We start from the raw sequence: 25457 nt of genomic DNA on the forward strand, positions 1-25457 counted from the left end.
TATTTATCACTTTACTTCTCTGGTTTCTGCCCAATCCATTTCTCATATAATTTGTCATACTCTCCGCTTGCTTTCATGTCTTTAATTAAATTATTAATCTCTTTCGTTAAATCATCTGCACCTTTTTGCACTGCGATTCCGTACGGTTCATCCGTAAAAATTTTCCCTACCACTTCATAATTTGAATCTTGTTTTGCCATACCGTAAAGAATTGCATTATCTGTCGTTAAAACATCACCTTTTCCTGCTTTTAACGCTGTAAATGCCTCACTGTAATTTTCAAATTCTAATACAGTCGCTTCTGGTGATTTTTGGCGAATGTTATTTGTCGATGTTGAGCCTTTTACTGCTAACACTTTTACGCCCTTTTTCACATCATCAATACTTTTAATATCGCTTCCTTTTTTCACGAGTAACGATTGCCCTGCTTTAAAATATACATCTGAAAAATCGACCTCTTTTTTACGTTCTTCTGTAATTGTCATTGTTGCAATAATTGCATCAATGTCACCATTTTTCAGGAGTGGAATACGCGTTTTAGATGTTACCTCTTTCAACTCTAGTTTCTTTTCATCCCCAAGAATCTTTTTCGCAAGCGCCTTTGCAACATCAACATCAAATCCTTCTACCTGCCCTGTCGAAGGATTTTTCAATCCAAATAAGTTCGTATCATTCTTCACCCCAACTACTAACTTCCCTCGCTTCTTAATTTGTTCAACAGCACCGCCTTGCTTCGTGTTCGTTTCTTTTGCCTCATCTTTTTTACTTCCACATCCAGCAACGACAAGTACGAATAGACATGAAAATACGATTAACGTAAACAACTTTTTCATTTTAAGCATAAAACTCCTCCTTTAATGGTTTAACACTCGGCTTAAAAATAGACGCGCTCTTTCTTGTTCAGGACTCGCAAAAAATTGCGCCGGTGTTGTATCCTCAATAATCTTGCCATCATCCATAAATAAAATCCGATCGGCTACCTCCCTTGCAAATCCCATTTCATGCGTGACAACGACCATCGTCATCCCTTCTTTAGCTAGCGTTTTCATAACATCAAGTACTTCCCCGATCATCTCTGGATCAAGAGCAGACGTAGGCTCATCGAATAGCATAATTTCCGGCTGCATCGCAAGTCCTCTAGCAATTGCCACCCTTTGCTGTTGTCCACCAGATAATTGATGTGGATATACACTGGCCTTCTCCGGAATTCCTACTTTCTCTAAATAAAACATCGCCGTTTTCTCTGCTTCCTCTTTTGAAATTTTATTTACTTTAATAGGTGCTAGTGTAATATTTTGAAGAACCGTTTTATGTGGATATAAATAAAAATGTTGAAAGACCATTCCGATATTTCGGCGTAATTCATTCATATCTGTTTTCGCATTGTGTACCTCCGTATTTTGTACAATTAACTCTCCATCTGTAATTGACTCTAACTGGTTTATACACCGAAGCAACGTGCTTTTTCCTGATCCTGAAGGCCCAACAACTACTACCACTTCACCTTTTTTCACTTGTACATTAATATCTTTTAAAACTTGAAAGTTACCATAATATTTATTTACATTACGAAACTCTATCAACATACTCCCCCCTTCCCCTAACAAAGCATGTACATTCTTTTTATATTCAAAAATAAGCAAAAAAATAACTTTGATCCTCATTTCACCCATAAAAAAAGCAAAGGGGTTTCCCCTTTGCTTTTTCATCTCTATTCCATTACGATACTTCTTCTTTCTTATCTTTTCCGTATTCATGCTCCCAGAAATCAGCATTTTTAATTCCTAATGGCCCTGGATCGAATACTGGATCTTTTCCTTCTTTTTTCTGCTTTTCATAATCCTTTAATGCAACTAATGCAGGTTTTTGTAATAGTAAAATCGCAATGATATTTACCCATGCCATAATTCCTACACCGATATCGCCTAAAGCCCAAGCCGTTGCTGCTGTTTTGATACAACCGTAGAATACAGCTCCTAAAAAGACAAACTTTAGTACCATAGACAGCCAAGGGCGGTCTTTATCACGGTTTAAGTACGCGATATTCGTTTCTGCAATGTAGTAATACGCCATAATTGTTGTAAATGCAAAGAATAGTAACGAGATTGCAACGAAACCGTTTCCAAATCCAGGGAAAACAGATTCTACTGCTGCCTGTGTATATCCCGGTCCTGGCTGTGCACCATTTAATTTATTTACGATAAAGTTTTTTCCGCTTGCATCAAATACGTTATACATGCCTGTAATAATCATCATAAATGCTGTTGCTGAACAAACAAATAATGTATCAATGTAAACGGAAAATGCTTGCACTAAGCCTTGCTTAGCTGGATGTGATACTTCTGCTGCTGCCGCTGCATGTGGCCCAGTTCCTTGCCCTGCTTCATTAGAATAAATACCACGTTTTACCCCCCAAGAAATTGCTAAACCGATAATACCACCAAATGCTGCTTCTAATGCAAACGCACTTCTTATAATTAACATAAATGCTTCTGGCAGTTTTTCAATATTCATAGCGACAATAACACAAGCTACTAAAATATACCCAACTGCCATAAACGGTACGACAACTTGCGCTACGTTAACAATACGCTTTACTCCACCGAAAATGATAAGAGCTAATACAACAACTAATAAAGCCCCTGATAATGTAGTGTTAATTCCAAAAGCTGTCTCTAAACTTACAGCAATACTATTTGCTTGCACGCCCGGTAATAAAAGCCCAGTTGCAAGAATTGTCGCTGCAACGAATACTAAAGCATACCATTTCACACCTAGACCTTTTTCGATGTAATAAGCAGGTCCACCACGAAACTGTCCTTGATGCTTTGTCTTATAGATTTGCGCGAGTGTTGATTCTACATAAGCTGATCCTGCTCCTAAAAAGGCTACTGCCCACATCCAAAATACAGCCCCTGGTCCACCGAAGGCAACCGCTGTAGCTACCCCAGCGATATTCCCTGTCCCAACGCGCCCTGATAACGAAAGTGCTAACGCTTGGAATGAAGAAACACCAGCCTCTGATTTTTCTCCTTTAAATGTCAGCTTCACCATTTCTCCTACGTGCCTTACTTGTAAAAACCTCGTTCGAATAGAAAAATATAAACCTGCTCCTAAACATAAATAAACAAGTGCTGGACTCCAAACAATATTATTTAACCAATTTACGAAAGCTTCCAATATTCCCCCTCCTTTTTATCAAGAATATTCAGAATATATAAAAATTATAAGTGTATACCGAATCTATGACAATATTATTTTAATAAAACAAACATATTTTTGTATAAAAAAACAAAGTATATATTTGTTTTATATACTTTGTTTTGAACAGAATGTATTATATATTCACAATTGCTTCTTTTTTTATAATTCTTTCGTATAGCTCTTCTGATAACTTTCGGAAATTATCTGGCATATCTTTCCCTTTAAATTTCTTTTGGAGCGTACCGTATAGACCTATGTCACGCAAACGTAAAAATAGTGGTAATGATTCATACCAGCTATCCGCCAGTCTGTGCTCATACTCATAGCCTTTCCGTAACACTTGTAACTGTTTACGAGCAAAGTCTGTCTTCTCTTCCGCTGTCCACGTTGTAAATAGAACAGAGTAATAAAGAACCATTGCTAAATCGTGTATAAAGTAATTATAAGCCGCATCATCAAAATCAAAGATTGTTAGCTCTTTTCCATCATAATGAAAATTACCTGGATGAATATCCCCATGCATAAGGCCGAATGTTTCTCTTTCAATTGGAAGAGCCTTTATCTCATCCATTAATACCGCAGCGATCTTTTTCACTTGATCATCTTCTAATCCATTAACAATCCCACTCTCATCTTCTTCCCACGTATCACGGTAGTCTGTTTTAGGATAATCCATTGTAAGGCGATGCAGTTGTCCAATCGCTTTTCCCCATGCTTCAAAGTAAGCGTCTCCCCAATAAGGCGATTCCGCTCCTTTTACTTGCTCACCTTTTGCATATGTAAATAAAGAAGCGAAAAAGAAAGTTTCATCCTCTGCTCTGATGTCTTCTACAAGATTTTGAGATGCTGAATAAAGGGGGCCTGCTACCTTTGCCCCATTCTCCGCAACATATCGTAAAAAATCTAGTTCAGCCTCTACCTCTTGTTTAGAGCGATGAGAAGAATGTGTTAAACGTAATACGTAATCTTCATCATTATCACCCTTCGCCTTAAAAATATAATTCTCAAAATCTCCAAGCGGCTTTTCGTCCACTGTTACATGAAACAAACTCGCTGCTCTTTTTAAAATCTCTTTCGTAAAAATACGTTCTACAGCTATTTCCATATGTATCCCTCCTATATATCTTCTTAATTCGACATAAATGTGAGAAGTACTGCTATGAAATTGAATAATGCGTGGGCAATCATAGCCGATAAAATAGAATTTGTTTTCTCATATAACCAAGCAAATACTACCCCACTTAAAAAATTCACCGGTAATGTGTTATATGTTGGAATATGGACAACAGTAAATATTATGGAACTGATAAACATACCGCCCCGCATGCCATATCTATTACGAAAAAATGTATAAAAAACACCTCGATATAAAATCTCTTCATAAATTGGTGATATAATTGCTGCTCCAATTACCGCGATACAGAACGAATATATTGATTTATCATTTTGGACCGTCTCCGTTTTACTATTTTCAAAAGAAATACCCATTTTCTCCATTATCATTAATACAGCAATACTAACTACAATTAAGGTAATCAATGCTATAACTGTCCATAAAAAATCTTTCCATGAAAGTTTTCGAATTCCAATATCTTTCCACGAGAGTTTATATCTTTTGATACAAAAAAGATAAACTACAGTAGTAAATATCACTGCCATTATAAAGCCCATTAATACTCCAGCATATAGTGAGTTACCTATTACTTCTAAAATATATTTATAAAAAAGGGATTCGACAGTTACTGGAACAATAACAAATACAAACATAAATAAATATAAAACTTCTTTCCATCCCCACATATACCTCAAAGTCATTTATATCATCCCCTATATCCTATTTTCTATAGTATAAAAGATGACGTAACGTAACTTTCAAGCTACTTTGTCAAAAATAATCCAAGCATAAATTTCTCACAAAAAGCAAAAATTAACAGAAGTAACTTTATCTAAAAGAGGTGGAAATTATGACAGAGCAAAAAGAACAACAAAAGAGTACGGATCAAAAGCATATGTTTCCATCACTTCCGGAAAATATTAATTACATTGAAAATAAGCTATGTCACTCAGATGATATAAAAAAATTAGATGTCCCATTCCAAAACTGCAAAGGAACAATCTTATATATCGAATCTTTAGCAGATTTAAATTTAATTCACCAATTAGCTCTTGAGCCTTTATTAACTCGGTCGGATTTGTCTTTAGATAAAGCTTTTGCCACATTAAGTATGAAGAAAGAAACAAATTTAAATTACGGTGTGCAACTTTTATTACAAGGCAAATCATTATATTTTCATGAACAAGTCGACAGTTTTTGTATTTTCGAAACAGCTTTATCTTTAAAGAGAGATATAGCAGAGCCTGATAATGAAGGCATTGTACGTGGACCACATACTGGTTTTGTAGAAGATTTAGCAACCAATTTAGCTTCCATTCGTAAACTCATAAAAAGTCCAAATATCGTCGTTAAATATTTCACACTTGGTGAAGAAATGCATACGAAAGTGGCAATTGCTTATATGCAAAACATAGCGAATGACGATTTAGTTACAGAAGTAAAAAGAAGGTTAGAAACGATTAAGACAGATGCACTTATGCCTCCGGGATATATACAAGAATTTATAGAGGATACGTCTTTCTCACCATTTCCGCAGCAATTAAATACAGAGCGTCCAGATAGAGTCGCAGCAAATTTAATGGAAGGACGAGTGGCTATTTTATCTGATGGAGATCCAACAGCGCTTATCGTTCCTGTTACGTTATTTGCTTTCTATCAATCACCAGATGATTACAATAACCGCTGGATTGTCGGTTCCTTCGTCCGAATGATTCGCTTAGTGAGTTTCTTGATTGCTTTTCTCTTACCAGCTATCTATATCGCAACCGTAGCCTTTCACCCTGATGTATTGCCGCTTGAACTTGTGTATACAATTAAAGCTTCATTAGAGAAAGTACCACTTCCTCCTATTTTTGAAGCTCTCTTAATGGAGCTAATTTTCGAGTTATTACGGGAAGCTGGTATTCGTTTGCCGAGCAGAGTTGGACAAACAATCGGTATTGTAGGTGGTTTAGTAATTGGTGATGCAATTGTAAATGCTGGACTTGTTTCTTATACGATGATCATCGTCGTAGCTTTAACTGCCATCTCATCTTTTCTCGTTCCATCAAACGATATGAGTTCAGCTGTTCGAATTCTTCGTTTTCCATTAATGCTCCTTGCTGCGATATTTGGATATGTAGGAATATCATTGGGTCTAATTATAACTTTCGTTCACCTATGTCAGCTTCATTCTTTTCATACACCATATCTTTCTCCTGTTGCACCAATGCGGATCAAAGATATGAAAGATTCTTTTGTCAGACTACCAATTTGGTCATTTTGGGAACGACCACATGATCCAAAACCGAAAAAAATGCAGCGCCAACATGTAACGAGAGAGGATGAGGACGGTGACAAACACGCAAAGTAAAATTTCGCTCGTTCAATTTACCTTTTTCGTTATCCAATGCCAAATTGGAGTGGGGATACTTTCCCTGCCTAACCGTCTTCACCCAATAGCAAAAGGTGGTGGATGGATTTCCGCGCTCATCGCCGGGCTTGCGATTCAGCTTATTATTTTACTTATGTGGCTTTTCTTAAAACGATTTCCTGATGCAGATATGTATGAAAGTGTTTGTATGCTATTTGGTAACAAGTTTGGAAAACTATTAGGCTTTGCTTATGTTTTTTATTTTACCCTTATCGGTATGACAGTTATGTTAAATGCTTGTAATGTCATTAAAGTTTGGATATTACAAGCTACTCCTTGGTCTGCCATTCTCATGCTATTTACAATAGCTTGTTGTTATGTAGCTTATAACACCTTTAAAGTCATCGTACGATTTTATGTCATGGCCTCTATCCTCATTATTCCAATGGCCCTTTTAATTGCCCTAGGGCTTTCCCGAGCTGATTTCTCTTATATTTTTCCCATTACAGAAGCCGGCTGGTGGAATGTAATTCAAGCATCCAAGGAAACAATTACAGCCATGTATGGTTTTGAAATCATTCTTATCGCTTTTCCAAAAGTAAATGGCAGTTCTGTCGCAAAACTAAAGGCAATTTCTATTGCGAATGGATTTGTAACCCTTTTTTATACTTTTACTGTTTGGATTTGCTTTATCGTATTTAGTCCAAAACAAATTGAGCTTATTCCAGAACCAGTTGCTTACTTATTACGATCCTTGCATATCGGGATTATAGACCGAACTGATTTACTATTCATACCAATTTGGATGATAACAGTTGTAGCTTCTATCGCTAGTTATTACTGCGCTGCTTCTATAGGAATTGGACATATATTCAATCTTGGTAATCATAAAAAGGCTGTCCCAATCGTTGGTATTATTGCTTTTAGTATAGCCCTATTTATCGATACACCTGAAGAATTAAAAGTGATTGCAACTTTCACAGATAAGTTCACCTATATTTTCATCGTTGTCCTCCCTCTTTTATTTCTACTTTATTCAGTAATAAGAAATAAGAAAGGAGAACAGTATGTTCAAAAAAAGAGTTAAATTACTTTTTGTATTATGCACTAGTGCATTCCTTGCTGGCTGTTGGGATCAAGAACCATTAAGGGAAGCAAGGTTAGCTTATAGTATTGGATCTGATATTACGGAAGAGAATCAACTCCAGCAAACAATTGAGCTCGTAAAAAGTTCAAGCGGCGAACAATCTTCATTCGAGAATGAAATACATTCAGCAACCGGGCATAACATAAGAGATACAAGCGATGCACTGAAAAAAAATGTAACGGGAAACATTCGTTATTTTAAATATGGTGTTCAATTACTAGGAACCAAAATTTTAAAAAAAGGTATACTACCTTATTTAGATGTCAGCTTTCGGGACCCAACAAACCCAACTGCTTTAGTAAAACTTATTGCAGTAGATGGTGAAACATCCGAGATACTAGAAAAAAAGAAAGTAGGAAATTTACTAATTGGAGATTTTCTAAAGAAAAAAGTGAAAAGCTTAGAAGATATGAGTGTATTTCCAAAAGAAACTTTAGAAACAGCTGCTACAAAAATGTTAGATCCCGGTAAAGACTTTACCCTCCCTTCTATAAAAATAAAAGGAAAAGAAGTAATTACAAACGGGTTAGCTTTATTTAACAATGATAAATTAACTGGGCATTTACCTTTGAAACAATCTGTTTTATTCGTATTATTAACTGGAAAAATGGGAACAAGTGCCCGTATAACTCAAAAACTTACTAGCGATGAATCCAAGAAGACATCTGATTATTTAACAATGGAAGTGAGCAATCGGAAATTAAAACGAGACTTAAAAATAACAACAGATAAAAAAGGAAATGTTTATGCTCACATTAAGCTTCAATTAAAAGTTATAGCCCTTGAAGCTCCGAGAGATAATCTTTACAAAATGGATGAAAGAAAAAAGCTAAATAAAGAATTATCAAAGCAACTTACAAAAGAAGCGAAAAAAATAACGAAAAAGTTACAAAAGGCAAATTGTGATGCTTTCGGAATTGGTAGACATCTTATCGCTTATCATCCTGACCTATGGAAGAAAAAAAATTGGAATAAAGATTATGCAAAAGTAAAATTTAAGCCTGAGGTAGAAGTAAGCATTTTGTATAGTGGTGTCTTAAAATAAAAGGTTGTATGCCACGCAGGCATACAACCTTTTATTTCGTATATCGATATATAATTGATTCATATGGTCTTAAGTCAAGGTTTGTAATATCCTTGCTGGAATCTTTATAATTCGACAGTAATACTTCTTGTTTCATTCCATCTAATTGAACGTGCGCTGGTACAGAGTACGTTATTTCCTCTCCATAGAAGTTATTGATAACAAGTAGCACTTCACTTTCTGTAGTACGAGTATATGCCCAAATTTTAGGATCATTTTCATCCAAAATAGCATATTCTCCTTCTGTAATTACATCATACGTTTTTCGAAGTTCAATTAATTTTTTATAATAATAAAATACAGATTCCTTATCTTCTAGTGCCTTCTCTACATTTATTTCTTTAAAGTTTTCAGCCACTGAAATCCAAGGTGTACTTGTTGTAAAGCCACTATTCATCTCTTCATTCCACTGCATTGGAGTTCGGGAGTTGTCACGAGATTTTTGTTTTAAAATCCCAATAATCTCTTCTTTTGATAATCCTTCTTCCAGCTTTATATCGTATATATTTAACGATTCTACATCGCGATATTGCTCAATAGACTCGAATTTAGGATTCGTCATACCGATTTCTTCACCTTGATAAATGTAAGGTGTCCCCTGCAACATATGCATAGCTGTCGCTAACATTTTCGCAGATTCATTTCGGTACTCTTTATCATCACCAAAGCGTGACACAATACGAGGCTGGTCATGATTACACCAGAATAACGCATTCCATCCCCCGCCCTTTTGCATTTCAATTTGCCAATTAGACATAATCTCTTTTAATTTAATAAAATCAAAATCAGCCTTCGTCCACTTATCACCATTCGGATAATCAACTTTTAAATGATGGAAACTAAACGTCATACTTAATTCATTACGCTCAGGGTTTGAATATTTAATACAATTATCAATTGTCGTAGATGACATTTCTCCAACTGTAATTACATCTTTCCCTTCAAAAACATTTCGGTTCATTTCTTGTAAATATTCATGAACACGTGGGCCATCTGTATAATATTTACGGCCATCGCTTGTCGCCGTACTTCCATTATCATTTAAGAACTGTTGATCTTTTGAAATTAAATTAATAACATCTAATCGGAATCCAGTTACCCCTTTATCAAGCCAAAAGCGCATCATATCATATACTTCTTCACGAAGTTTTTCATTTTCCCAGTTTAAATCTGCTTGTGTCTCATCAAATAGATGTAAATAATATTGCTCTGTCTTCTCATCATATTTCCAAGCAGACCCACCAAACTTAGATTGCCAATTATTTTTTTCATCACGCCAAATGTAATAATCTCGATATGGACTATTTTTATCTTCCTTCGCTTCTTTAAACCACTTATGCTCCGTCGAACTATGATTTACAACGATATCAAGCATAATTTCAATGTTACGTGCTTTTGCTTCTTCTAAAAGCTCTTCAAACTCTTCCATCGTTCCGTAAGATGGATCAATATTGTAGTAATCACTTACATCGTATCCATTATCATTTTGTGGCGATTGGTATATCGGTGTTAACCAAATATAATCTACTCCGAGTTCTTTTAAGTAATCTAGTTTTTCTGTAACCCCTTTTATATCACCGGTTTCTTTATTGTAATAGCTATTAAAGCTCTTCGGATAAATTTGATAAACTACACTTTTATGCCAATCCTTCATGTTTAACTTCCTCCTACTTCTGTTTTACTCGTTTTGCAAATAACCACGTTAACGTAAATGGGATGACAACTGCGATAACCATTCCTACAATAAACATTGGAATCGATTTGGGAATGATAGAAATAAATGCTGGTAATCCACCAATTCCGATAGCAGGTGCTAATACACCATTTAATGTAATGAATATCGCCGCCACAGCCGATCCGATAATCGCTGCATAGAACGGGAATTTATTTCGTAAGTTTACACCAAACATAGCTGGCTCTGTAATACCGAAATATGCCGAGATTGCTGATGTCGATGCCATACTTTTATCATTTTGATTTTTAGAAATCCAGAACATCGCAAGTGCCGCACTACCTTGTGCAATGTTAGAAAGAGCAATCATCGGCCAAATGAATGTACCACCGTGTTGTGCAATTAATTGTAAATCGATAGCAATAAACATATGATGCATACCTGTAATTACAAGTGGTGCATACAATGCTCCAAATAATACTGCTCCAACTACTGGTACTGTTTCATATACACCTACTAATCCTACTGTTAATAAATCTCCAATATGACGTGTAACCGGACCAATAATCCCTAATGCTAATACACCTGTCACAACGATTGTTGTAATTGGTACAACTAATAATTGAATTGCATTTGGTACATGTTTCTTTAAAAAGATTTCTACTTTACTTAATACAAATGCTGCTACTAAAACCGGCAAGATTTGTCCTTGATATCCTACCTTCTCAATTTGGAACAGCCCTAAAATATTGAAGTACTCAATCTTTTGACCATCTAAACCAGTCGCTGCTTTTCCATAGTCCCAGGCATTTAATAAGGCCGGATGCACAAGCATTAATCCCATAACAATCCCTAGTATTGGACTACCACCAAAACGTTTTGTTGCTGACCACCCGACAAGTGCCGGTAAGAATACGAATGCTGTATTCGCCATCATATTAATTAAATCCCAAAGCCCGCCTAAGTTTGGATACACATCTAATAAATTTTTTCCATCAAAAAATAAGTCCTTTGCGCCTAATAGATTATTAATACCCATTAATAAACCAGCTGTTACGATTGCTGGTAATATCGGCATAAATACATCTGAAAATACTTTTACAAACTTTTGAGCTGGATTTAACTTTTGGTTTCCAGAATCTTTTACATCAGCTACTGTCGCTTCCTTCATACCTGCAAGCGTTATCAATTCAGCATATACTCGATCAACATCTCCTGGACCAATTACAATTTGAAATACCCCAGCGTTATGAAACGCTCCCTTCACTAATGAAACAGACTGCAATTTATCGTTATCTATTTTACTTTCATCCTTTAAAGCGATACGGAGTCTCGTTACACAGTGCGCAGCTTGTTCAATATTGTCTTTCCCGCCAATATACTGCAACACTTCCTCTGCTGTTTTACGATAGTCTTTCCCCATATTCCCGTCCCTCTTTTCTTTTTTTGATACCGTTTACAATTACATATTAACTCGTATATATAAGTTAGTCAACACTCGTATATACGAGTTTTTCATTTTTTTATAAAAAAAGAGATGAAACATTACGTTCCATCTCCTTATTTTCTCCGCGCCACATCCGAAAAATGAAAAATATCTAAGCGGTGGCGGGATTCTGTATATTCGAACTGACTTCCATCATACAAATGCGTAAAGTTTTTCACGACAACAACATAATCTGTTCCATTTAAATCTAAATACTTTCTATCGTCCTCTGTACATTGTTGCACTTCAATTACTCTCTGTGAGTAACTAATATGAAGACCTAGTTCTTTCTCAATATATTTATAAATGGACCCCGCTGCAATCTCACTCGTTAATCCAGGAATATATTCCGATACAAAATGATTAATATCCAAAATTACTTTTTCTCCATCAATATTTCGTACGCGTTTAATATGATCTATGTCTGTTTTCTCTTTCACATTTAATAGCTTTGCAACCTCTTTTGTCGCTTTTACTTTCTCCATTTCCACGACTTCTGTAATACAATGGCGTCCTAAACGTTCATTTTCTTCTTGGAAACTTACAATACCACCAAAGTTGAATTCAATGTTTTTTCGCTTTAAAACAAAAACACCTTTTCCGTGTATTTTTTGAACATATCCACGTTCTTGTAATAAATCTACAGCTTTTCTTACAGTACCGCGGCTCGCTTCATATTGCTTCATTAATTCAGTTTCTGATGGGATTTTGCATCCCTCTTTTAATTGCCTATTATCAATAGAATTACTGATTTCTGTATAAATTTGTTCATACTTACTCATCATCTACAATAGCCCCTTGTCACCTTCTAGTTCTATATGTATTATACCATGCTACACTCTTCTGCCAATCTCTCACTTATTTTCCAGTATAGGAAAAATAAAGGTAAATATTTAATCTCTAAAACGTATTTTTATAAAAATTTTTATATTTTTCTTTTCATTCAAAAAAACATGTAGTATACTAACTTCAAAATCAGAGGAGAAAGGGAGCAAAGAACTATGCTTACTTATACAACAATTGTAGTTACATTTGCACAAAAACATCATCATCATACGTAACCCTTGAAACCTAGCGGAAAAATTACGCGTAGGTACAAGGGTTATTCCCGTTGTACCTACGCTTTGGCGAAGAGCCATGTAGGTATTTTTTATCTACATGGCTCTTTTTTTATTGCCAAAAAGCTAGTAAAAAATGATGTTTAAGCAAATATTACTACAAAGGAGTTAACAAAAATGGAAACGAAAAAATGGGGATTATGGGTTTTAACAGCTTTTGTTATCGGGAATATGGTTGGCGGTGGCGTATTTATGCTCCCAGCAAATTTAGCACAAGTATCAGGTCCAATGGGTTCTACACTTGCATGGAGTATTACAGGACTTGGCGTATTTATGATTGCACTCGTATTTGGAAATTTAGCAATCCGAAAACCAGAATTAAAAGCGGGGCCACAAAGCTATGCTCAAGCGATGTTCCCTTCAAAAAAAGCGGGTAAAGTTGCAGGCTATAGTATGGCATGGGGATATTGGGCTGCGAACTGGGCTGCAACAGCATCTGTTATTATTTCCTTTGCTGGATATTTATCAACATTCTTTCCAGTTTTACAAAGTAAGCAAATTCTCTTTTCAACGAACGGATTTTCACTAGAACTTGGAAAAGGATTAACGTTCCTCGTATGTAGCCTTATGTTATGGGGAATTCAATATATTCTTTCTCAAAATATTGATCGTGCTGGAAATATGAATCTTCTTGCTACTATTGCAAAAATTATTGGATTTACAATGTTTATTGTAATCACATTATTCATTTTCAATGCCTCTAATTTCGGAGACGGGCAAACATTTATGAATGAAGCAGGACAATCCATTTCTTTAGGTGGACAAATCAATTCAGCTGCTATTGCAACACTTTGGGCGTTTATCGGTATTGAATCGGCTGTCATGCTTTCTAATCGTGCAAAATCTCAGCGCGATGTAAAAAAAGCTACCATTTTTGGATTAATTATCGCTCTTCTTATTTACATGTCAATTACTCTACTTACAATGGGCGCTCTCCCGCAAGATGCTTTAAAAGAGTCTCAAAAACCATTAGTAGACGCATTAAATTTAGCAATTGGCAATAAAGGCGCATATATCATGGCTCTACTTGCACTTGTATCTTTATTTGGATCTACAGTGGGCTGGATTGTTGTTAGTTCAGAAGTACCTTACCAGGCTGCAAAGAACGGACTTTTCCCTAAGCTTTTCGCGAAAACAAATAAAAAAGGTAGTCCTTCAAAATCATTATTTATTACAAATGTGATGACGCAAATTTTCTTATTCTCAACGATTTCTGGTACCGTATCAGAAGCTTATAATTTCGCTATCGTTGTAGCAACATTAGCTTATTTAATTCCATACCTTGTTTCTACACTGTACCAATTCAAATTAGTTATTACAGGAGAAACGTATGATATAATGCCTGGCTCTCGAATAAAGGACGGCATCATTACTACATTAGCATTCATATATTCTATTTGGGTTATCAAAACGGGAACTGCTGATTTAAAAACGTTCTTCTTAGGAATCGGATTGTTCGTATTAGGTCTTATTCTTTATCCTGTACTAATGAAAGACTCACAAAAAATGAATTAAAAAAGGAGAAGCTTCTGGCTTCTCTTTTTTATTAGAAGTCTATAATTAACTTTTCCTTTAACTCTGCTACAGATAAAGGTTTTGCATAATAAAATCCTTGTACATAATCACAGCCCATCGATTTTAATAAGCTTTCTTGCTCTACTGTCTCTACCCCTTCAGCAACTACTGCTAAATGTAAGCTATGGGCAATTTCAATAACAGATTTTACAATCGTTCGCTCTGGCTGTGCATGATCATAATGAAATTCACGAATAAAATTACGATCAATTTTTACTATATCCAGCGGTAGTTGTTTTAAATAATATAAGGAAGAATAACCCGTTCCGAAATCATCTAAAGCAATTAAAATACCCATATTTCTTAATTCTTGTAATGTAGCAATAATATAATCAAAATGACGAACAGCAATGCTTTCCGTTATTTCTAAAATTAAACGATTTGCAGGAAATCCAGTTCTCCTTAAAATGCTACGTACAGATAAAATAAAACGCTTTTGCATTAATTGTTGTATGGATAAATTCACAGATAACTTTAGTCCTTCTTCATACTCTGGCAATGTTTTAAACAAGCGACATGACTTTTCTAATACCCAGTCTCCTAATTTTATAATAAGTCCAGATTCTTCAGCTACTGGGATAAATTCGCTTGGTGAAATAGGTCCTTCTTCTGTCGAACAACGCGCTAAAGCTTCAATACCAGTATATTTCTTCGTTTTCAAATCAATAATAGGCTGCAGTGCCACATCTAACTCTTCATCACGAATTGCCTTTTGCAAAGCAAATTCAATTTTCATTCTACGATTTATTTTCGCACGTAACTCATCTGTAAAGAAACACGCTGCATTTCTTCCCTGTTCTTTCGCACTATACATAGCTAAATCTGAATTCTTCAATAGAGTTTCTACATCTTGTCCATCTTGCGGATATGAGCACAGTCCTAGACTAGCTGAAATGTATACTTCATGACCTTCAAGTATAAATGGCGCCTGAAAGCATGACAACACAGATGTCGCTAGCTGCCTCATCTCATCTTGTGTATGATTTTTTGTTAACAACACAAATTCGTCGCCACCCAGCCTAGCCAAAACATCTTTCTCTCCTAGCACATAATGCAGCCGTGAAGCAACTTCGCTTAAAAGTAAATCTCCTATCATATGACCTAGCGTATCGTTTACTAATTTAAAACGATCCAAATCAAAATAAATCATACCAAACTCTCTTTTATCTGCAATTAATTCGTTAACAGTCGTTATTAATTGTAAACGGTTCGGTAAACTCGTTAAAGCATCATGATACGCAAGCTCCCTATAACGACTTTCGCTTAACCGTAACCTCTGTTCTGCTTCTTTCCTACTACTAATATCATTTCGGATCGCAATAAATTGATATGGCTCTCCTTTTTCATTTAAAAATGGAACAATTGTTGTTTTAACCCAATAATATGTACCATCTTTTGCTTGATTTCGAATCTCCCCTCTCCATACTTTTCCGCTCAAAATACGCTTCCATAGCATTTGAAAAAATGTTTTCGGATGATGTCCTGAATTTAAAATACGATGATCTTTCCCTATTAACTCTTCTCGTGTATATTTGGAGATTTCACAAAACTTATCATTTACATATGTAATAAGACCCTTTCGGTCTGTAATCGCAACAATTGAAGACTCATCTAATGCTAACTTTAAATCTCGCAATGAAGATTCATATAATGCATGACCTCTTTGTTCTAGCATGCGCATCTCTCCTTGCTTCCTATCTGACTAAAACACAACTTGTTTCTTTTCATAGAAATAGAGATATTTCATTTCCTAATAATCGTTCTTTACATACATCACGTTTTGAAATATGTCGATTAAAATAACATAATATTATTTGTAATAAAAAGCAATATAATACCGTTTCGATTATAAATAGTAGTTTTTGAATTATAATAACAAAATATTAACATATTTTCACCTTGATTTTGGAAGAATTTTATAAATAAATACTGTATTAAACAAAAAAGAGGATATCCTCTTTTTTGTTTAATACGGATATGGTGTTGGATATGGCGCTGAATAAGTTACTGGGTACGGTGCTGGATATGGCGCTGGATAAGTTACTGGGTATGGTGCTGGATAGTAGCCTCCACCTGCTGCACCCGTTAATGCGCCAGCTGTAAGCCCACCTAACACACCTCCAGCAAAACTTCCAGGGAAAAATCCACCGCCCCATGAGCCGCCACCCCAGCCCCATCCACCTCCGTGATGGTGATGATGATCATGGTGATTGTGCCCACCATGGTGGTGATGTCCGCCGTTATGATGGTGCCCTCCATGATGATGATTACGATAATACAATCCGTTATTTTCTATATAACTCATATTTCCCCTCTCCTTTTCCATTTTCTCATCTTAATAGGTATTGTAAGAATAATATGGATCTTGTTGGTAACCTGTATAATAAGAATAATCCGAGTAATACGGATAACCATATCCGCCATAACCAAATCCAGGGCTGAGTAATGCTCCTGCTACAAACCCTGGAAAGAAACCTCCACCAAAAAATGGTGAATGTCCAAAACCACCATGAAAACCTCCGTGACCAAATCCTCCAATTGGACGACCATACATTTTATTCACCTTCCTTTTCTCTTTAAAAACGTAACAATACACTGTATGTAGGACAAATGCGGAAAGTATGGGGGAAATACCTACATTTTGTAAAAAACAGAAAACACTTTATAATAAAGTGAAACTTTAATCAGTGGGGGGCTTACTGCCCATTAAAGTGGGATAAAAATGTCACATTACATCCGCTATTTAGGAAGTCTATATTGAAGAAAGATTAGAGGAATTATATAGAAATGAAGAAACCTATTGTCCAATTACTATTAATATTTACAATTGTATCTATCGTTCTTTTCCTATTAAATACATCGTATATTTCGTTATATACATTTGTCGGCGTTCTCTGGTCCATCACAATTGTAGGAATTTCATTCGTTATTTTTATCGAAAATAGGTCTCCGCAAAGTACCTTAGCGTGGTTTTTAGTATTAGCACTTCTTCCCGTTGTAGGTGTACTTTTATACTCTATTTTCGGGCGTAGCCGTTGGAGAAGAAAAAAGCATCTCCATCGTTCAGAAGAACAAAGAAAATTATTCCGTGAAATATTAGAAGGAAAACGACTAGAGTTATCACTCAAAGTCCCATTAAGTGAACGCTCTACCCATTTAACAGAAGTTGTACAAAAATTTGGAGGCGGGCCTGCCGCAGATAGAACAACTACAAAACTTTTAACAAACGGAGATCAAACATTTTCAGCAATTTTGCAAGCTATCGAGCAAGCAAAACATCATATACATATTCAATACTATATTTATAAATCTGATGAGATTGGTACAAAAGTTCGGGATGCTTTAATAAACAAAGCAAAAGCTGGTGTTATTGTACGCTTCCTTTATGATGGATTAGGAAGTAATACGTTAAGAAGACGCTTTTTAAAACCTATGAAAGAAGCTGGGATTGAAATTGTTGAATTTGATCCTATTTTTTCAGCTTGGTTACTTGAAACCGTCAATTATCGTAACCACCGTAAAATCGTCATTGTAGATGGAGAAATCGGTTTTACTGGAGGACTTAACGTCGGTGATGAATATCTTGGCCGTTCAAAAAAGTTTCCCGTTTGGCGTGATAGTCATTTAAAAATCGAAGGAAAAGCGTTATATAAATTACAAGCAATTTTTCTAGAGGACTGGCTCTATGCATCTAGTGGTTTGAAAACCTATTCTTGGGATCAATTTATGAATAGACAATACTTCCCAGGTAAAGAAATTTCAAGTGCAGAAGGTGCCGTGCAAATTGTAGCAAGCGGGCCAAGCTCAGATGATAAGAGCATTCGCAATACATTATTAGCTGTTATGGGCTCGGCAAAAAAATCTATTTGGATTGCTACACCATACTTTATTCCAGATCAAGAAACTTTAACATTATTACGTTTAAGTGCAATATCTGGCATAGATGTACGCATTTTATATCCTGGTAAAAGTGATAGTATTATTAGTGACCAAGCATCTCAGTCCTACTTCACTCCACTTTTAAAAGCTGGTGCCTCCATTTATAGTTATAAAGATGGCTTTATGCATGCAAAAATTGTACTTGTTGATGATAAAATTGCAACAATCGGAACAGCAAATATGGACGTACGCAGCTTTGAATTGAATTACGAAATTATTAGCGTACTGTATGAATCAGAAACTGTTCATGATATTAAACGTGATTTTGAAGATGACTTTAAGCATTCTACTGAAATTAAATGGAACGCTTTCCAAAAGAGAAGTATCAAAAAACGAATATTAGAGTCTTTTATGAGGCTCATTTCTCCTTTACTATAAGCAATCAATGTACTATTGATTGCTTTTTCTTTTATATTTGTCCCCTCTCTTTTTCTTTGCATACCATATTAAAACAAGTTATCATAAGATGTATTACTTTATGAAAATAATGTTAGGTGGGACATACATGTTAGAACAATTTCATATACATGCTGATTTAAAACAGCAACTTTCTACAATTCACGAAAAGAATAAACAAGAAGCTGGTGAAAATGCACATTTAATCGGTACAAAAATATATAAAGCATCTGATAATAGCATTATCGAAGATGCCATTACAGCACTTCTTCTTGGCAAAAATATTCTATTAAAAGGGCCGACTGGTAGTGGTAAAACCGTACTAGCTGAAACTCTTTCTTCTTTATTCCAAAAACCAATGCATAGCATTAACTGTTCTGTCGATTTAGATGTAGAAGGTATTTTAGGATACAACACACTACAAACGAAAGATGGCGCATCTGAAGTTACATTCGTTAACGGTCCTCTTATGAAAGCAATGAAGAACGGCCATTTCCTATATATTGATGAAATCAATATGGCAAAACCTGAAACGTTACCACTTCTTCACGGTGCATTAGATTACCGTAAAATGATTACAAATCCATTTACACAAGAAGTTGTATACGGTGATGATGAGTATCGTGTAATCGCAGCAATTAATGAAGGCTACGTTGGAACAAGTGAACTAAACGAAGCGTTAAAAAACCGTTTCGTTATTATTGAAGTTCCCTACATCCAAGGTGATACATTAAAAGAACTATTATTAGCAGAATCAAAACTAAAAGACACTGCAACAATTGAAAAGTTCGTTGCATTTGCAAGCGATCTTATGCCTTTAGCTCGTGATGGCCGCGTAAGTGAAGAAGCAGCAAGTATTCGTGGCATTATCGATGCATGTGATTTAGGTGTATATATTCCCGTTATGCGTGCAATTGAACGTAGTATTATCGCAAAATTAAACGATGAAACAGAACAAATGACTGTCCGTGAATTAGCAGAAAGTTATTTCTTTGAGGGATAATTTATGAGACAAATTTTTAGTGACAAAAAAATTGATGCGTCGCTGTTTCTACAAATGGAAAACTTAATGTATGCCCTTCTCAAAGAAGATGATGCCTACCTTGAGTATGGCTATAAAGCATACTACGACGAAATTGAAAAAAAGGTTGTCATTAGTCACTTTTGGGATGATCGAAAAGAAGAGGATACAGTAATCGGATTAAAAAGCGAAGTGTTTTTAAAAGCACTTGGTAATAAACATTACTCGGACATGACTTTAATTCGTTCTTATGCAATTGAATTGCAAGAATCACCCTTAAAAAAGTTTTTAACACAATTATTTGTTCTATTAGAAGATTTACGTGTTGAGGAAATCGTAAAAAACTTACGCCCTGGCACAAAGCATGTTTTTAAAAGAAGAAAAGAAATGTATCGCAATTACTTTAGCTCACAAAATGAAATCAATCGTGTTCGTAACTATCACGGTGATCGTCTATTTTGTCTATGCTATCTTTCATTAACGAGCGATAAATATGAAATGTTTAATAATGAATATTTCGAGCAAATTGAAGCTATTTTGCATGAAACATTCCAAGCTCGTAATACGGAAGATATTATGTATATCGTTGAGAAAATTCGCTATCGCTTAGAGGAGCTTCTTGAAAGTGATATGCTGAACAACTATTTCGGGCATGCACCGCTTTATTTATCTGTCATTGCAGATGAAAAAAACTGTCGCGTCGAAGATTTAGCAAACGATGATACGCAGCTCATAGATGACGATGAAAATAAAAACAAAATGGATGAAAGCTTCTCAACATGGCACCGTGAAAATAAAAACAATGAAAACGAGAACTTTTTACGCTTTGAATTAGAAAGCGGAACAAAAACAAATATGATGGGTGACACTGCTCGCGAATCAGAAGATGGCGACCAAGCACTTGGCTCTGTACAAGGTACTTCTCAAAAAAGTACACAATCTAACTTTGATGGTGCTGACACAAAAGAAGCAAGAGCTTCTCACGCTTCTAGTCAAAATGATGGTGCATATGGTAAATATAACACTGGCGCTTCTCATACATTTAAAGAAGCACGTAAACCAAATCCTGATGAGAAAAAGGATTACCAAGCTATCAAATCAGTCGTTAATAAAGATGTAAAAGAATTAAAGAAAATTATCGAAAAAACGATTGAAAATAAAACGAATGCAAATAGTGATAAATATTACGGAAGACTTCGTAAGAAATTCCTTCGTATTTATACTGAAAAGCAGCCTCGCATGTTTTATAAAAAAGGGCAAGAATCACAAGAGCTCGACGTTGCATTCCAACTATTAGTAGACTGCTCTGGTTCTATGTATAACAAGATGGAAGAAACGAAAAAGAGTGTGGTCCTATTCCATGAAGCGTTAAAATCTTTAAAAATCCCGCACGCTATTAGCGGATTTTGGGAAGATGCTTCTAGTGCTAAACCTGAAGATAAGCCGAACGTTATCCATGAAGTTGTAACGTATAAAAACTCAACGTTACCAAACGTTGGTCCAGAAATTATGCAGCTTCGCGAAGAAGAAGATAACCGCGACGGATATATCATTCGGATCGTTTCTGAAAAGCTTGCAAAAAGACCAGAAAAACATAAATTCTTACTTGTCTTCACAGACGGTGAACCTTCTGCGCTAGACTACCAACAAGACGGTATTTTAGATACGCATGAAGCTGTCAAACTTGCTCGTAAAAGTGGTATGGAAGTAATCGGAATTTTCATCGAAGAAGGCGAAGCGAAAGAAGCAACTTATCAATTAATGAAGAACATTTATAACCATCACTTCTTAGTTGCAAATCACGCTGAAGATTTACGTCTGAAGATTAAACCACTATTGAAAAAGTTATTACTGAAGACGATTGAATAGAAAAACAGGAGCTTTGCGCTCCTGTTTTTTCTATTCAATCACTTTGTTTCTGGTTGAAACTTATATGGAATGGCTACTTCTAATAATGAATCGAATCCTCCATCGTAGAATGGGAATCGTTCATTTGCAATTGCTCTGTCCACCCACTCCATTGCGGAAATTTCTCCTTCATCTGCTGCAACAAGTTCACCTTTTACTACATGCGCTCGAAATGTAAATAATAGCGCATGATTCCCTGGCTCTTCAAAGAATTTTTCATTAATCGCAACAAGTCCACCTGCCACAGCAGTTAAACCTGTCTCTTCTTTTACTTCCCTTACTAAAGCTTCCTCTAACGTTTCACCCTTTTCAACAGCCCCACCCGGCAATGACCAAACATTTTGTTCTACATTATGTACCATTAATATTTTATCTGTTTCTTCGTCATGTATTAGTGCGTATACGACATCAACCCTTTGCATGTTCCTTTTCTCCTTCAATTAACTCATCCATTGTAAATAAAGAATGTAGCTGTAAGCCATCTTCTAATAAGTTTTCTCTTCCCTCTTTTGTTCGTTCAATTACGCCTAAAACATTATGTACCTTCGCACCTAGTTCTCTTAAATCTTTCGTGCTTAATAATATTTGACCACCTGTCGTAATAACATCTTCAACAACACAAACATTTTTCTCAGTAATATTAACGCCTTCTGCTAACTTACATGTACCGTACTTCTTCGCTTCTTTTCTTACAAATACAACTGGTATACCCGTTTGTAAAGATAATGCTGTTGCTACTGGAATTCCTCCCATCTCTAAGCCTGCGAGCACTTCTGTCTCAGGAGGAATGAGCTCTTTCAATTGCTTAGCAATTTCTACTAACAATGCTGGATTAGATTCAAATAAGTACTTATCAAAGTATTGATTTGATACTTGTCCTGATCGAAGCTTAAACGTTCCCGTTAAACGTGACGTATTATAAATTTCTTTTGCTAACTCCCATTTCTCCATTTCCTGTCTCCCCTTTACACACAAATTAACTCATTCTATCACACTTGTAATTATTTGTATATTCCTAAAATACAAATAAAAAGAGTCGATTCCTAAGAATCGACCCTTCCTATTAATTCATTACTAACTCAGCTGTGAGCTTTTTTTTTAACTTAGCCAACATGTCCGTTGTCATTTTGTCTAAATCGTATTCTGCTTTAAAGCCCCACTCTTTCATTGCTGCTGTTGCATCAATAGAGTTTGGCCAACTATCAGCGATTGTTTGACGAGCTGGATCTACAGCGTAGTCCATTGTAAACGTCGGAATGTGTTTACGAATTGATGCTGCGATTTGCTCTGGCTCAAAGCTCATTGCTGTAATATTAAATGCATTTCTATGCACTAACTTACTTGGATCAGCTTCCATTAATGAAATGATCGCTTGTAAAGCATCTGGCATGTACATCATATCCATGTATGTTCCTTCTGCAATGTATGAGGTGTATGTGCCTTTTTTAATCGCCTCATAATAAATTTCAACTGCATAGTCAGTTGTTCCGCCTCCTGGAGGAGCTACGTAAGAAATTAAACCTGGGAAACGTACACCGCGCGTATCAACGCCAAATTTTTGATGATAATAATCACATAATAATTCCCCTGCTACTTTGTTTACCCCATACATCGTAGTAGGACGTTGAATTGTATCTTGTGGTGTATTATCTTTCGGTGTTGATGGACCGAATGCACCGATAGAACTTGGCGTGAAAAACTTACAGTTTAATTCACGAGCTGCTTCTAATGCATTTACAAGTCCGCCCATATTTAAATTCCATGCAAATAACGGATTTTTTTCTGCTGTTGCTGAAAGTAAAGCTGCTAAATGAATAATTGTATCTACTTCATTGCGCTTTGCGATATCATGTAGTTTTTGTCCATCTGTTACATCTAACGTTTCAAATGGACCAGACGTTACTACTTCACTATCTGTTTCACGAATATCTGTTGCAATAACATTTGATGCGCCGTATACATCACGAAGTTTCATTACTAGTTCAGAACCAATTTGCCCTAAAGAACCGGTTACTAGAATTTTTTTCATTTTCCCCACTCCTCATTTGCAAGCTATTCAAAAGATGTCGTTACTTAAATGATGCCCATTTCTTTCCCTACTTTTTCATACTTACGAATTGCTTCATCTAACATTTCTTTCGTATGAGCTGCTGTTGGCATATTACGAACACGTCCTGTTCCTTTAGCTACAGTTGGGAACACGATAGATTTTGCATATACGCCTTCTTCATTTAGACGTTTACTAAATTCTTGTGTTAATACTTCGTCACCAATAATACAAGGTGTAATTGGCGTTTCACTTTCTCCGATGTTAAAGCCAAGTTCTTTTAACCCTTGTTTTAAATAGCGACCATTTTCCCATAAACGATCGTGCAACTCTGTGCTTTCCATTAAGATTTCAATTGATCTCATGCAAGCTGCAGCATCAGCTGGTGTTAATGCTGTAGAGAATAAGAATGGACGTGAACGAACTTTTAACCAGTCAATTAAGTTTTGTTTCCCTGCTACATATCCACCAATTACCCCAATTGCTTTTGATAATGTACCAATTTGGAAATCAACTTTATCAGACAGACCAAAGTGCTTTACAGTTCCTGCCCCTTTACCAAGTACACCTGAACCGTGTGCATCATCTACGTATGTCATTAAATCTAATTCTTCCGCAATCTCAACAATTTCTGGTAGTTTTGCAACATCTCCATCCATTGAAAAGACACCGTCTGTAATTACCATTAATTTATTGTAAAGTCCTGATTCTTTCGCTGCGATTGCTTTTTGGCGTAAATCTTCCATATCAGAATGTTTATAAACAATAATTTTTGCTTTTGATAGACGACTACCATCAATAATAGAAGCATGGTTTAACTCGTCTGAAAGAATCGCATCATTTTTATCCATAACAGCTGAAATCGCTGCCATATTACAATTAAATCCTGATTGATAAGCAATTGCTGCTTCTGTATGTTTAAACTTTGCAATTGTTTCTTCTAATTTAATATGCAAATCTAAAGTACCGTTAATTGTACGAACCGCTCCTGCTCCAACGCCGTACTTATGAATTGCACCAATTGCAGCTTCTTGCAAACGGCTATCTGTTGCTAATCCAAGATAGTTGTTTGAAGATAAGTTAATATATTCTTTTCCGCCAATTGTAATGATCGGTCCATTTGAACTTTCGAGCGGATCAATTACGTTATAAAGCCCCTTTGATTTTAAATCCTCTAAATTTTCTTCTAAAAATTTCGCAAGTGTTTTACTAGACATCGTGAAGCCTCCCATCGTTCATGTAAGCGAATTATTGTCTTAATAGTTCTAATAATCCCTCTACTAGCTTAACACGTTTTCAGAATTTATTATAGAAAAATAGTTTAAAGTAACCGCTTACAATTCTAGATTATATATGATTCATTACAAGAAATCTATCATTTACTTTTCATATT

At 35.6% G+C, this 25457-nt stretch carries 22 protein-coding genes; 7 read left to right on the plus strand and 15 right to left on the minus strand.

Going from position 1 to position 25457, the window contains the following annotated elements; translation table 11 throughout:
- Nucleotides 1–11: 11 nt before the first annotated feature.
- From glnH to QCI47_RS24890, 5 genes are all read right to left on the minus strand, one after another.
- Nucleotides 12–842: a glutamine ABC transporter substrate-binding protein GlnH gene (gene glnH / locus QCI47_RS24870; protein ID WP_000916479.1), complete on the minus strand. Its 831-nt coding sequence runs from the start codon at nucleotides 840–842 to the stop codon at nucleotides 12–14.
- A 12-nt stretch (nucleotides 843–854) separates the two neighbouring features.
- A complete protein-coding gene (locus QCI47_RS24875; RefSeq protein ID WP_074564835.1) occupies nucleotides 855–1583 on the minus strand; it encodes an amino acid ABC transporter ATP-binding protein in 729 nt (242 codons plus the stop codon).
- Between the two features lie 136 nt (nucleotides 1584–1719).
- A complete protein-coding gene (locus QCI47_RS24880; RefSeq protein WP_000387151.1) occupies nucleotides 1720–3180 on the minus strand; it encodes an alanine/glycine:cation symporter family protein in 1461 nt (486 codons plus the stop codon).
- Nucleotides 3181–3337: 157 nt separating this feature from the next.
- Nucleotides 3338–4309, minus strand: a complete 972-nt coding sequence (locus QCI47_RS24885) for a phosphotransferase enzyme family protein (RefSeq protein ID WP_061131309.1) — start codon at nucleotides 4307–4309, stop codon at nucleotides 3338–3340.
- Nucleotides 4310–4332: 23 nt separating this feature from the next.
- On the minus strand, nucleotides 4333–5019 hold the full coding sequence (locus tag QCI47_RS24890) for a CPBP family intramembrane glutamic endopeptidase (protein WP_061131308.1): 687 nt from the start codon (nucleotides 5017–5019) through the stop codon (nucleotides 4333–4335).
- Nucleotides 5020–5168: 149 nt separating this feature from the next.
- Between QCI47_RS24890 and gerKA the strand changes: the two genes are divergently transcribed.
- From gerKA to gerKC, 3 genes are read left to right on the plus strand one after another with little or no spacing between them, the layout of a single operon-like run.
- The gene (gene gerKA, locus QCI47_RS24895) at nucleotides 5169–6671 is read left to right on the plus strand and encodes a spore germination protein GerKA (protein WP_353811977.1); all 1503 of its coding nucleotides are present in this window, start codon (nucleotides 5169–5171) and stop codon (nucleotides 6669–6671) included.
- On the plus strand, nucleotides 6652–7758 hold the full coding sequence (locus tag QCI47_RS24900; protein WP_309422345.1) for a GerAB/ArcD/ProY family transporter: 1107 nt from the start codon (nucleotides 6652–6654) through the stop codon (nucleotides 7756–7758). The genes gerKA and QCI47_RS24900 overlap by 20 nt, the downstream gene beginning before the upstream one ends.
- Nucleotides 7739–8863 (plus strand): spore germination protein GerKC, encoded by a 1125-nt coding sequence (gerKC, locus tag QCI47_RS24905; protein ID WP_074544149.1) that lies wholly within the window; start codon nucleotides 7739–7741, stop codon nucleotides 8861–8863. Before QCI47_RS24900 ends, gerKC begins: the two co-directional genes overlap by 20 nt.
- A gap of 31 nt (nucleotides 8864–8894) precedes the next feature.
- Here the strand turns inward: gerKC and treC are convergent, their stop codons facing one another.
- The 3 genes from treC to treR form a co-directional block, all read right to left on the minus strand.
- On the minus strand, nucleotides 8895–10556 hold the full coding sequence (treC, locus tag QCI47_RS24910; RefSeq protein WP_262718406.1) for an alpha,alpha-phosphotrehalase: 1662 nt from the start codon (nucleotides 10554–10556) through the stop codon (nucleotides 8895–8897).
- A 13-nt stretch (nucleotides 10557–10569) separates the two neighbouring features.
- Complete coding sequence (gene treP, locus QCI47_RS24915; RefSeq protein ID WP_000513947.1) at nucleotides 10570–11997, minus strand: PTS system trehalose-specific EIIBC component; 1428 nt, start codon at nucleotides 11995–11997, stop codon at nucleotides 10570–10572.
- Nucleotides 11998–12134: 137 nt separating this feature from the next.
- Nucleotides 12135–12845, minus strand: a complete 711-nt coding sequence (treR, locus tag QCI47_RS24920; protein WP_061131305.1) for a trehalose operon repressor — start codon at nucleotides 12843–12845, stop codon at nucleotides 12135–12137.
- A gap of 450 nt (nucleotides 12846–13295) precedes the next feature.
- On the opposite strand from treR, the gene QCI47_RS24925 reads away from it, so the two are divergent.
- Nucleotides 13296–14693 carry an amino acid permease gene (locus tag QCI47_RS24925; RefSeq protein ID WP_061131304.1) on the plus strand — a complete coding sequence of 466 codons (1398 nt, stop codon included), beginning with the start codon at nucleotides 13296–13298 and terminating at the stop codon, nucleotides 14691–14693.
- Nucleotides 14694–14724: 31 nt separating this feature from the next.
- Here QCI47_RS24925 and QCI47_RS24930 read toward each other — a convergent pair whose 3' ends face one another.
- The 3 genes from QCI47_RS24930 to QCI47_RS24940 form a co-directional block, all read right to left on the minus strand.
- Nucleotides 14725–16428: a putative bifunctional diguanylate cyclase/phosphodiesterase gene (locus QCI47_RS24930; RefSeq protein WP_000893367.1), complete on the minus strand. Its 1704-nt coding sequence runs from the start codon at nucleotides 16426–16428 to the stop codon at nucleotides 14725–14727.
- 291 nt (nucleotides 16429–16719) lie between these two features.
- A complete protein-coding gene (locus QCI47_RS24935) occupies nucleotides 16720–17058 on the minus strand; it encodes a hypothetical protein (protein WP_061131303.1) in 339 nt (112 codons plus the stop codon).
- A gap of 30 nt (nucleotides 17059–17088) precedes the next feature.
- The gene (locus QCI47_RS24940; protein ID WP_000274348.1) at nucleotides 17089–17307 is read right to left on the minus strand and encodes a hypothetical protein; all 219 of its coding nucleotides are present in this window, start codon (nucleotides 17305–17307) and stop codon (nucleotides 17089–17091) included.
- A gap of 233 nt (nucleotides 17308–17540) precedes the next feature.
- Between QCI47_RS24940 and QCI47_RS24945 the strand changes: the two genes are divergently transcribed.
- From QCI47_RS24945 to QCI47_RS24955, 3 genes are all read left to right on the plus strand, one after another.
- On the plus strand, nucleotides 17541–19070 hold the full coding sequence (locus QCI47_RS24945) for a cardiolipin synthase (RefSeq protein ID WP_000743044.1): 1530 nt from the start codon (nucleotides 17541–17543) through the stop codon (nucleotides 19068–19070).
- Nucleotides 19071–19197: 127 nt separating this feature from the next.
- Nucleotides 19198–20091 carry an ATP-binding protein gene (locus QCI47_RS24950; RefSeq protein WP_000892977.1) on the plus strand — a complete coding sequence of 298 codons (894 nt, stop codon included), beginning with the start codon at nucleotides 19198–19200 and terminating at the stop codon, nucleotides 20089–20091.
- Between the two features lie 3 nt (nucleotides 20092–20094).
- On the plus strand, nucleotides 20095–21978 hold the full coding sequence (locus QCI47_RS24955; RefSeq protein WP_001248871.1) for a vWA domain-containing protein: 1884 nt from the start codon (nucleotides 20095–20097) through the stop codon (nucleotides 21976–21978).
- 38 nt (nucleotides 21979–22016) lie between these two features.
- On the opposite strand, the gene QCI47_RS24960 is transcribed toward QCI47_RS24955, so the two are convergent.
- From QCI47_RS24960 to QCI47_RS24975, 4 genes are all read right to left on the minus strand, one after another.
- Complete coding sequence (locus tag QCI47_RS24960; protein WP_001189954.1) at nucleotides 22017–22439, minus strand: NUDIX hydrolase; 423 nt, start codon at nucleotides 22437–22439, stop codon at nucleotides 22017–22019.
- Nucleotides 22426–22968 (minus strand): orotate phosphoribosyltransferase, encoded by a 543-nt coding sequence (gene pyrE, locus QCI47_RS24965; protein WP_242231524.1) that lies wholly within the window; start codon nucleotides 22966–22968, stop codon nucleotides 22426–22428. The genes QCI47_RS24960 and pyrE overlap by 14 nt, the downstream gene beginning before the upstream one ends.
- Nucleotides 22969–23080: 112 nt before the next feature.
- Entirely contained in the window at nucleotides 23081–24046 is a 966-nt protein-coding gene (locus QCI47_RS24970; RefSeq protein WP_000723139.1) for an L-threonine 3-dehydrogenase, read from the minus strand.
- Between the two features lie 44 nt (nucleotides 24047–24090).
- Nucleotides 24091–25281 (minus strand): glycine C-acetyltransferase, encoded by a 1191-nt coding sequence (locus QCI47_RS24975; RefSeq protein WP_000095906.1) that lies wholly within the window; start codon nucleotides 25279–25281, stop codon nucleotides 24091–24093.
- Nucleotides 25282–25457 lie beyond the last annotated feature (176 nt).

The organism is Bacillus cereus group sp. RP29, from assembly GCF_040459765.1.
GTDB lineage: Bacteria > Bacillota > Bacilli > Bacillales > Bacillaceae_G > Bacillus_A > Bacillus_A paranthracis.

What these genes read in the sequence shown, in the direction of transcription:
- pyrE (WP_242231524.1), bottom strand. Translation starts at nt 22,968, where the DNA reads ATGGAGAAATGGGAGTTAGCAAAAGAAATTTATAATACGTCACGTTTA.
- QCI47_RS24890 (WP_061131308.1), bottom strand. Translation starts at nt 5,019, where the DNA reads ATGACTTTGAGGTATATGTGGGGATGGAAAGAAGTTTTATATTTATTT.
- glnH (WP_000916479.1), bottom strand. Translation starts at nt 842, where the DNA reads ATGCTTAAAATGAAAAAGTTGTTTACGTTAATCGTATTTTCATGTCTA.
- gerKC (WP_074544149.1), top strand. Translation starts at nt 7,739, where the DNA reads ATGTTCAAAAAAAGAGTTAAATTACTTTTTGTATTATGCACTAGTGCA.
- treP (WP_000513947.1), bottom strand. Translation starts at nt 11,997, where the DNA reads ATGGGGAAAGACTATCGTAAAACAGCAGAGGAAGTGTTGCAGTATATT.
- QCI47_RS24945 (WP_000743044.1), top strand. Translation starts at nt 17,541, where the DNA reads ATGAAGAAACCTATTGTCCAATTACTATTAATATTTACAATTGTATCT.
- QCI47_RS24975 (WP_000095906.1), bottom strand. Translation starts at nt 25,281, where the DNA reads ATGTCTAGTAAAACACTTGCGAAATTTTTAGAAGAAAATTTAGAGGAT.
- QCI47_RS24930 (WP_000893367.1), bottom strand. Translation starts at nt 16,428, where the DNA reads ATGCTAGAACAAAGAGGTCATGCATTATATGAATCTTCATTGCGAGAT.
- QCI47_RS24925 (WP_061131304.1), top strand. Translation starts at nt 13,296, where the DNA reads ATGGAAACGAAAAAATGGGGATTATGGGTTTTAACAGCTTTTGTTATC.
- QCI47_RS24935 (WP_061131303.1), bottom strand. Translation starts at nt 17,058, where the DNA reads ATGAGTTATATAGAAAATAACGGATTGTATTATCGTAATCATCATCAT.
- QCI47_RS24950 (WP_000892977.1), top strand. Translation starts at nt 19,198, where the DNA reads ATGTTAGAACAATTTCATATACATGCTGATTTAAAACAGCAACTTTCT.
- treR (WP_061131305.1), bottom strand. Translation starts at nt 12,845, where the DNA reads ATGATGAGTAAGTATGAACAAATTTATACAGAAATCAGTAATTCTATT.
- QCI47_RS24970 (WP_000723139.1), bottom strand. Translation starts at nt 24,046, where the DNA reads ATGAAAAAAATTCTAGTAACCGGTTCTTTAGGGCAAATTGGTTCTGAA.
- QCI47_RS24940 (WP_000274348.1), bottom strand. Translation starts at nt 17,307, where the DNA reads ATGTATGGTCGTCCAATTGGAGGATTTGGTCACGGAGGTTTTCATGGT.
- QCI47_RS24885 (WP_061131309.1), bottom strand. Translation starts at nt 4,309, where the DNA reads ATGGAAATAGCTGTAGAACGTATTTTTACGAAAGAGATTTTAAAAAGA.
- QCI47_RS24955 (WP_001248871.1), top strand. Translation starts at nt 20,095, where the DNA reads ATGAGACAAATTTTTAGTGACAAAAAAATTGATGCGTCGCTGTTTCTA.
- treC (WP_262718406.1), bottom strand. Translation starts at nt 10,556, where the DNA reads ATGAAGGATTGGCATAAAAGTGTAGTTTATCAAATTTATCCGAAGAGC.
- QCI47_RS24960 (WP_001189954.1), bottom strand. Translation starts at nt 22,439, where the DNA reads ATGCAAAGGGTTGATGTCGTATACGCACTAATACATGACGAAGAAACA.
- gerKA (WP_353811977.1), top strand. Translation starts at nt 5,169, where the DNA reads ATGACAGAGCAAAAAGAACAACAAAAGAGTACGGATCAAAAGCATATG.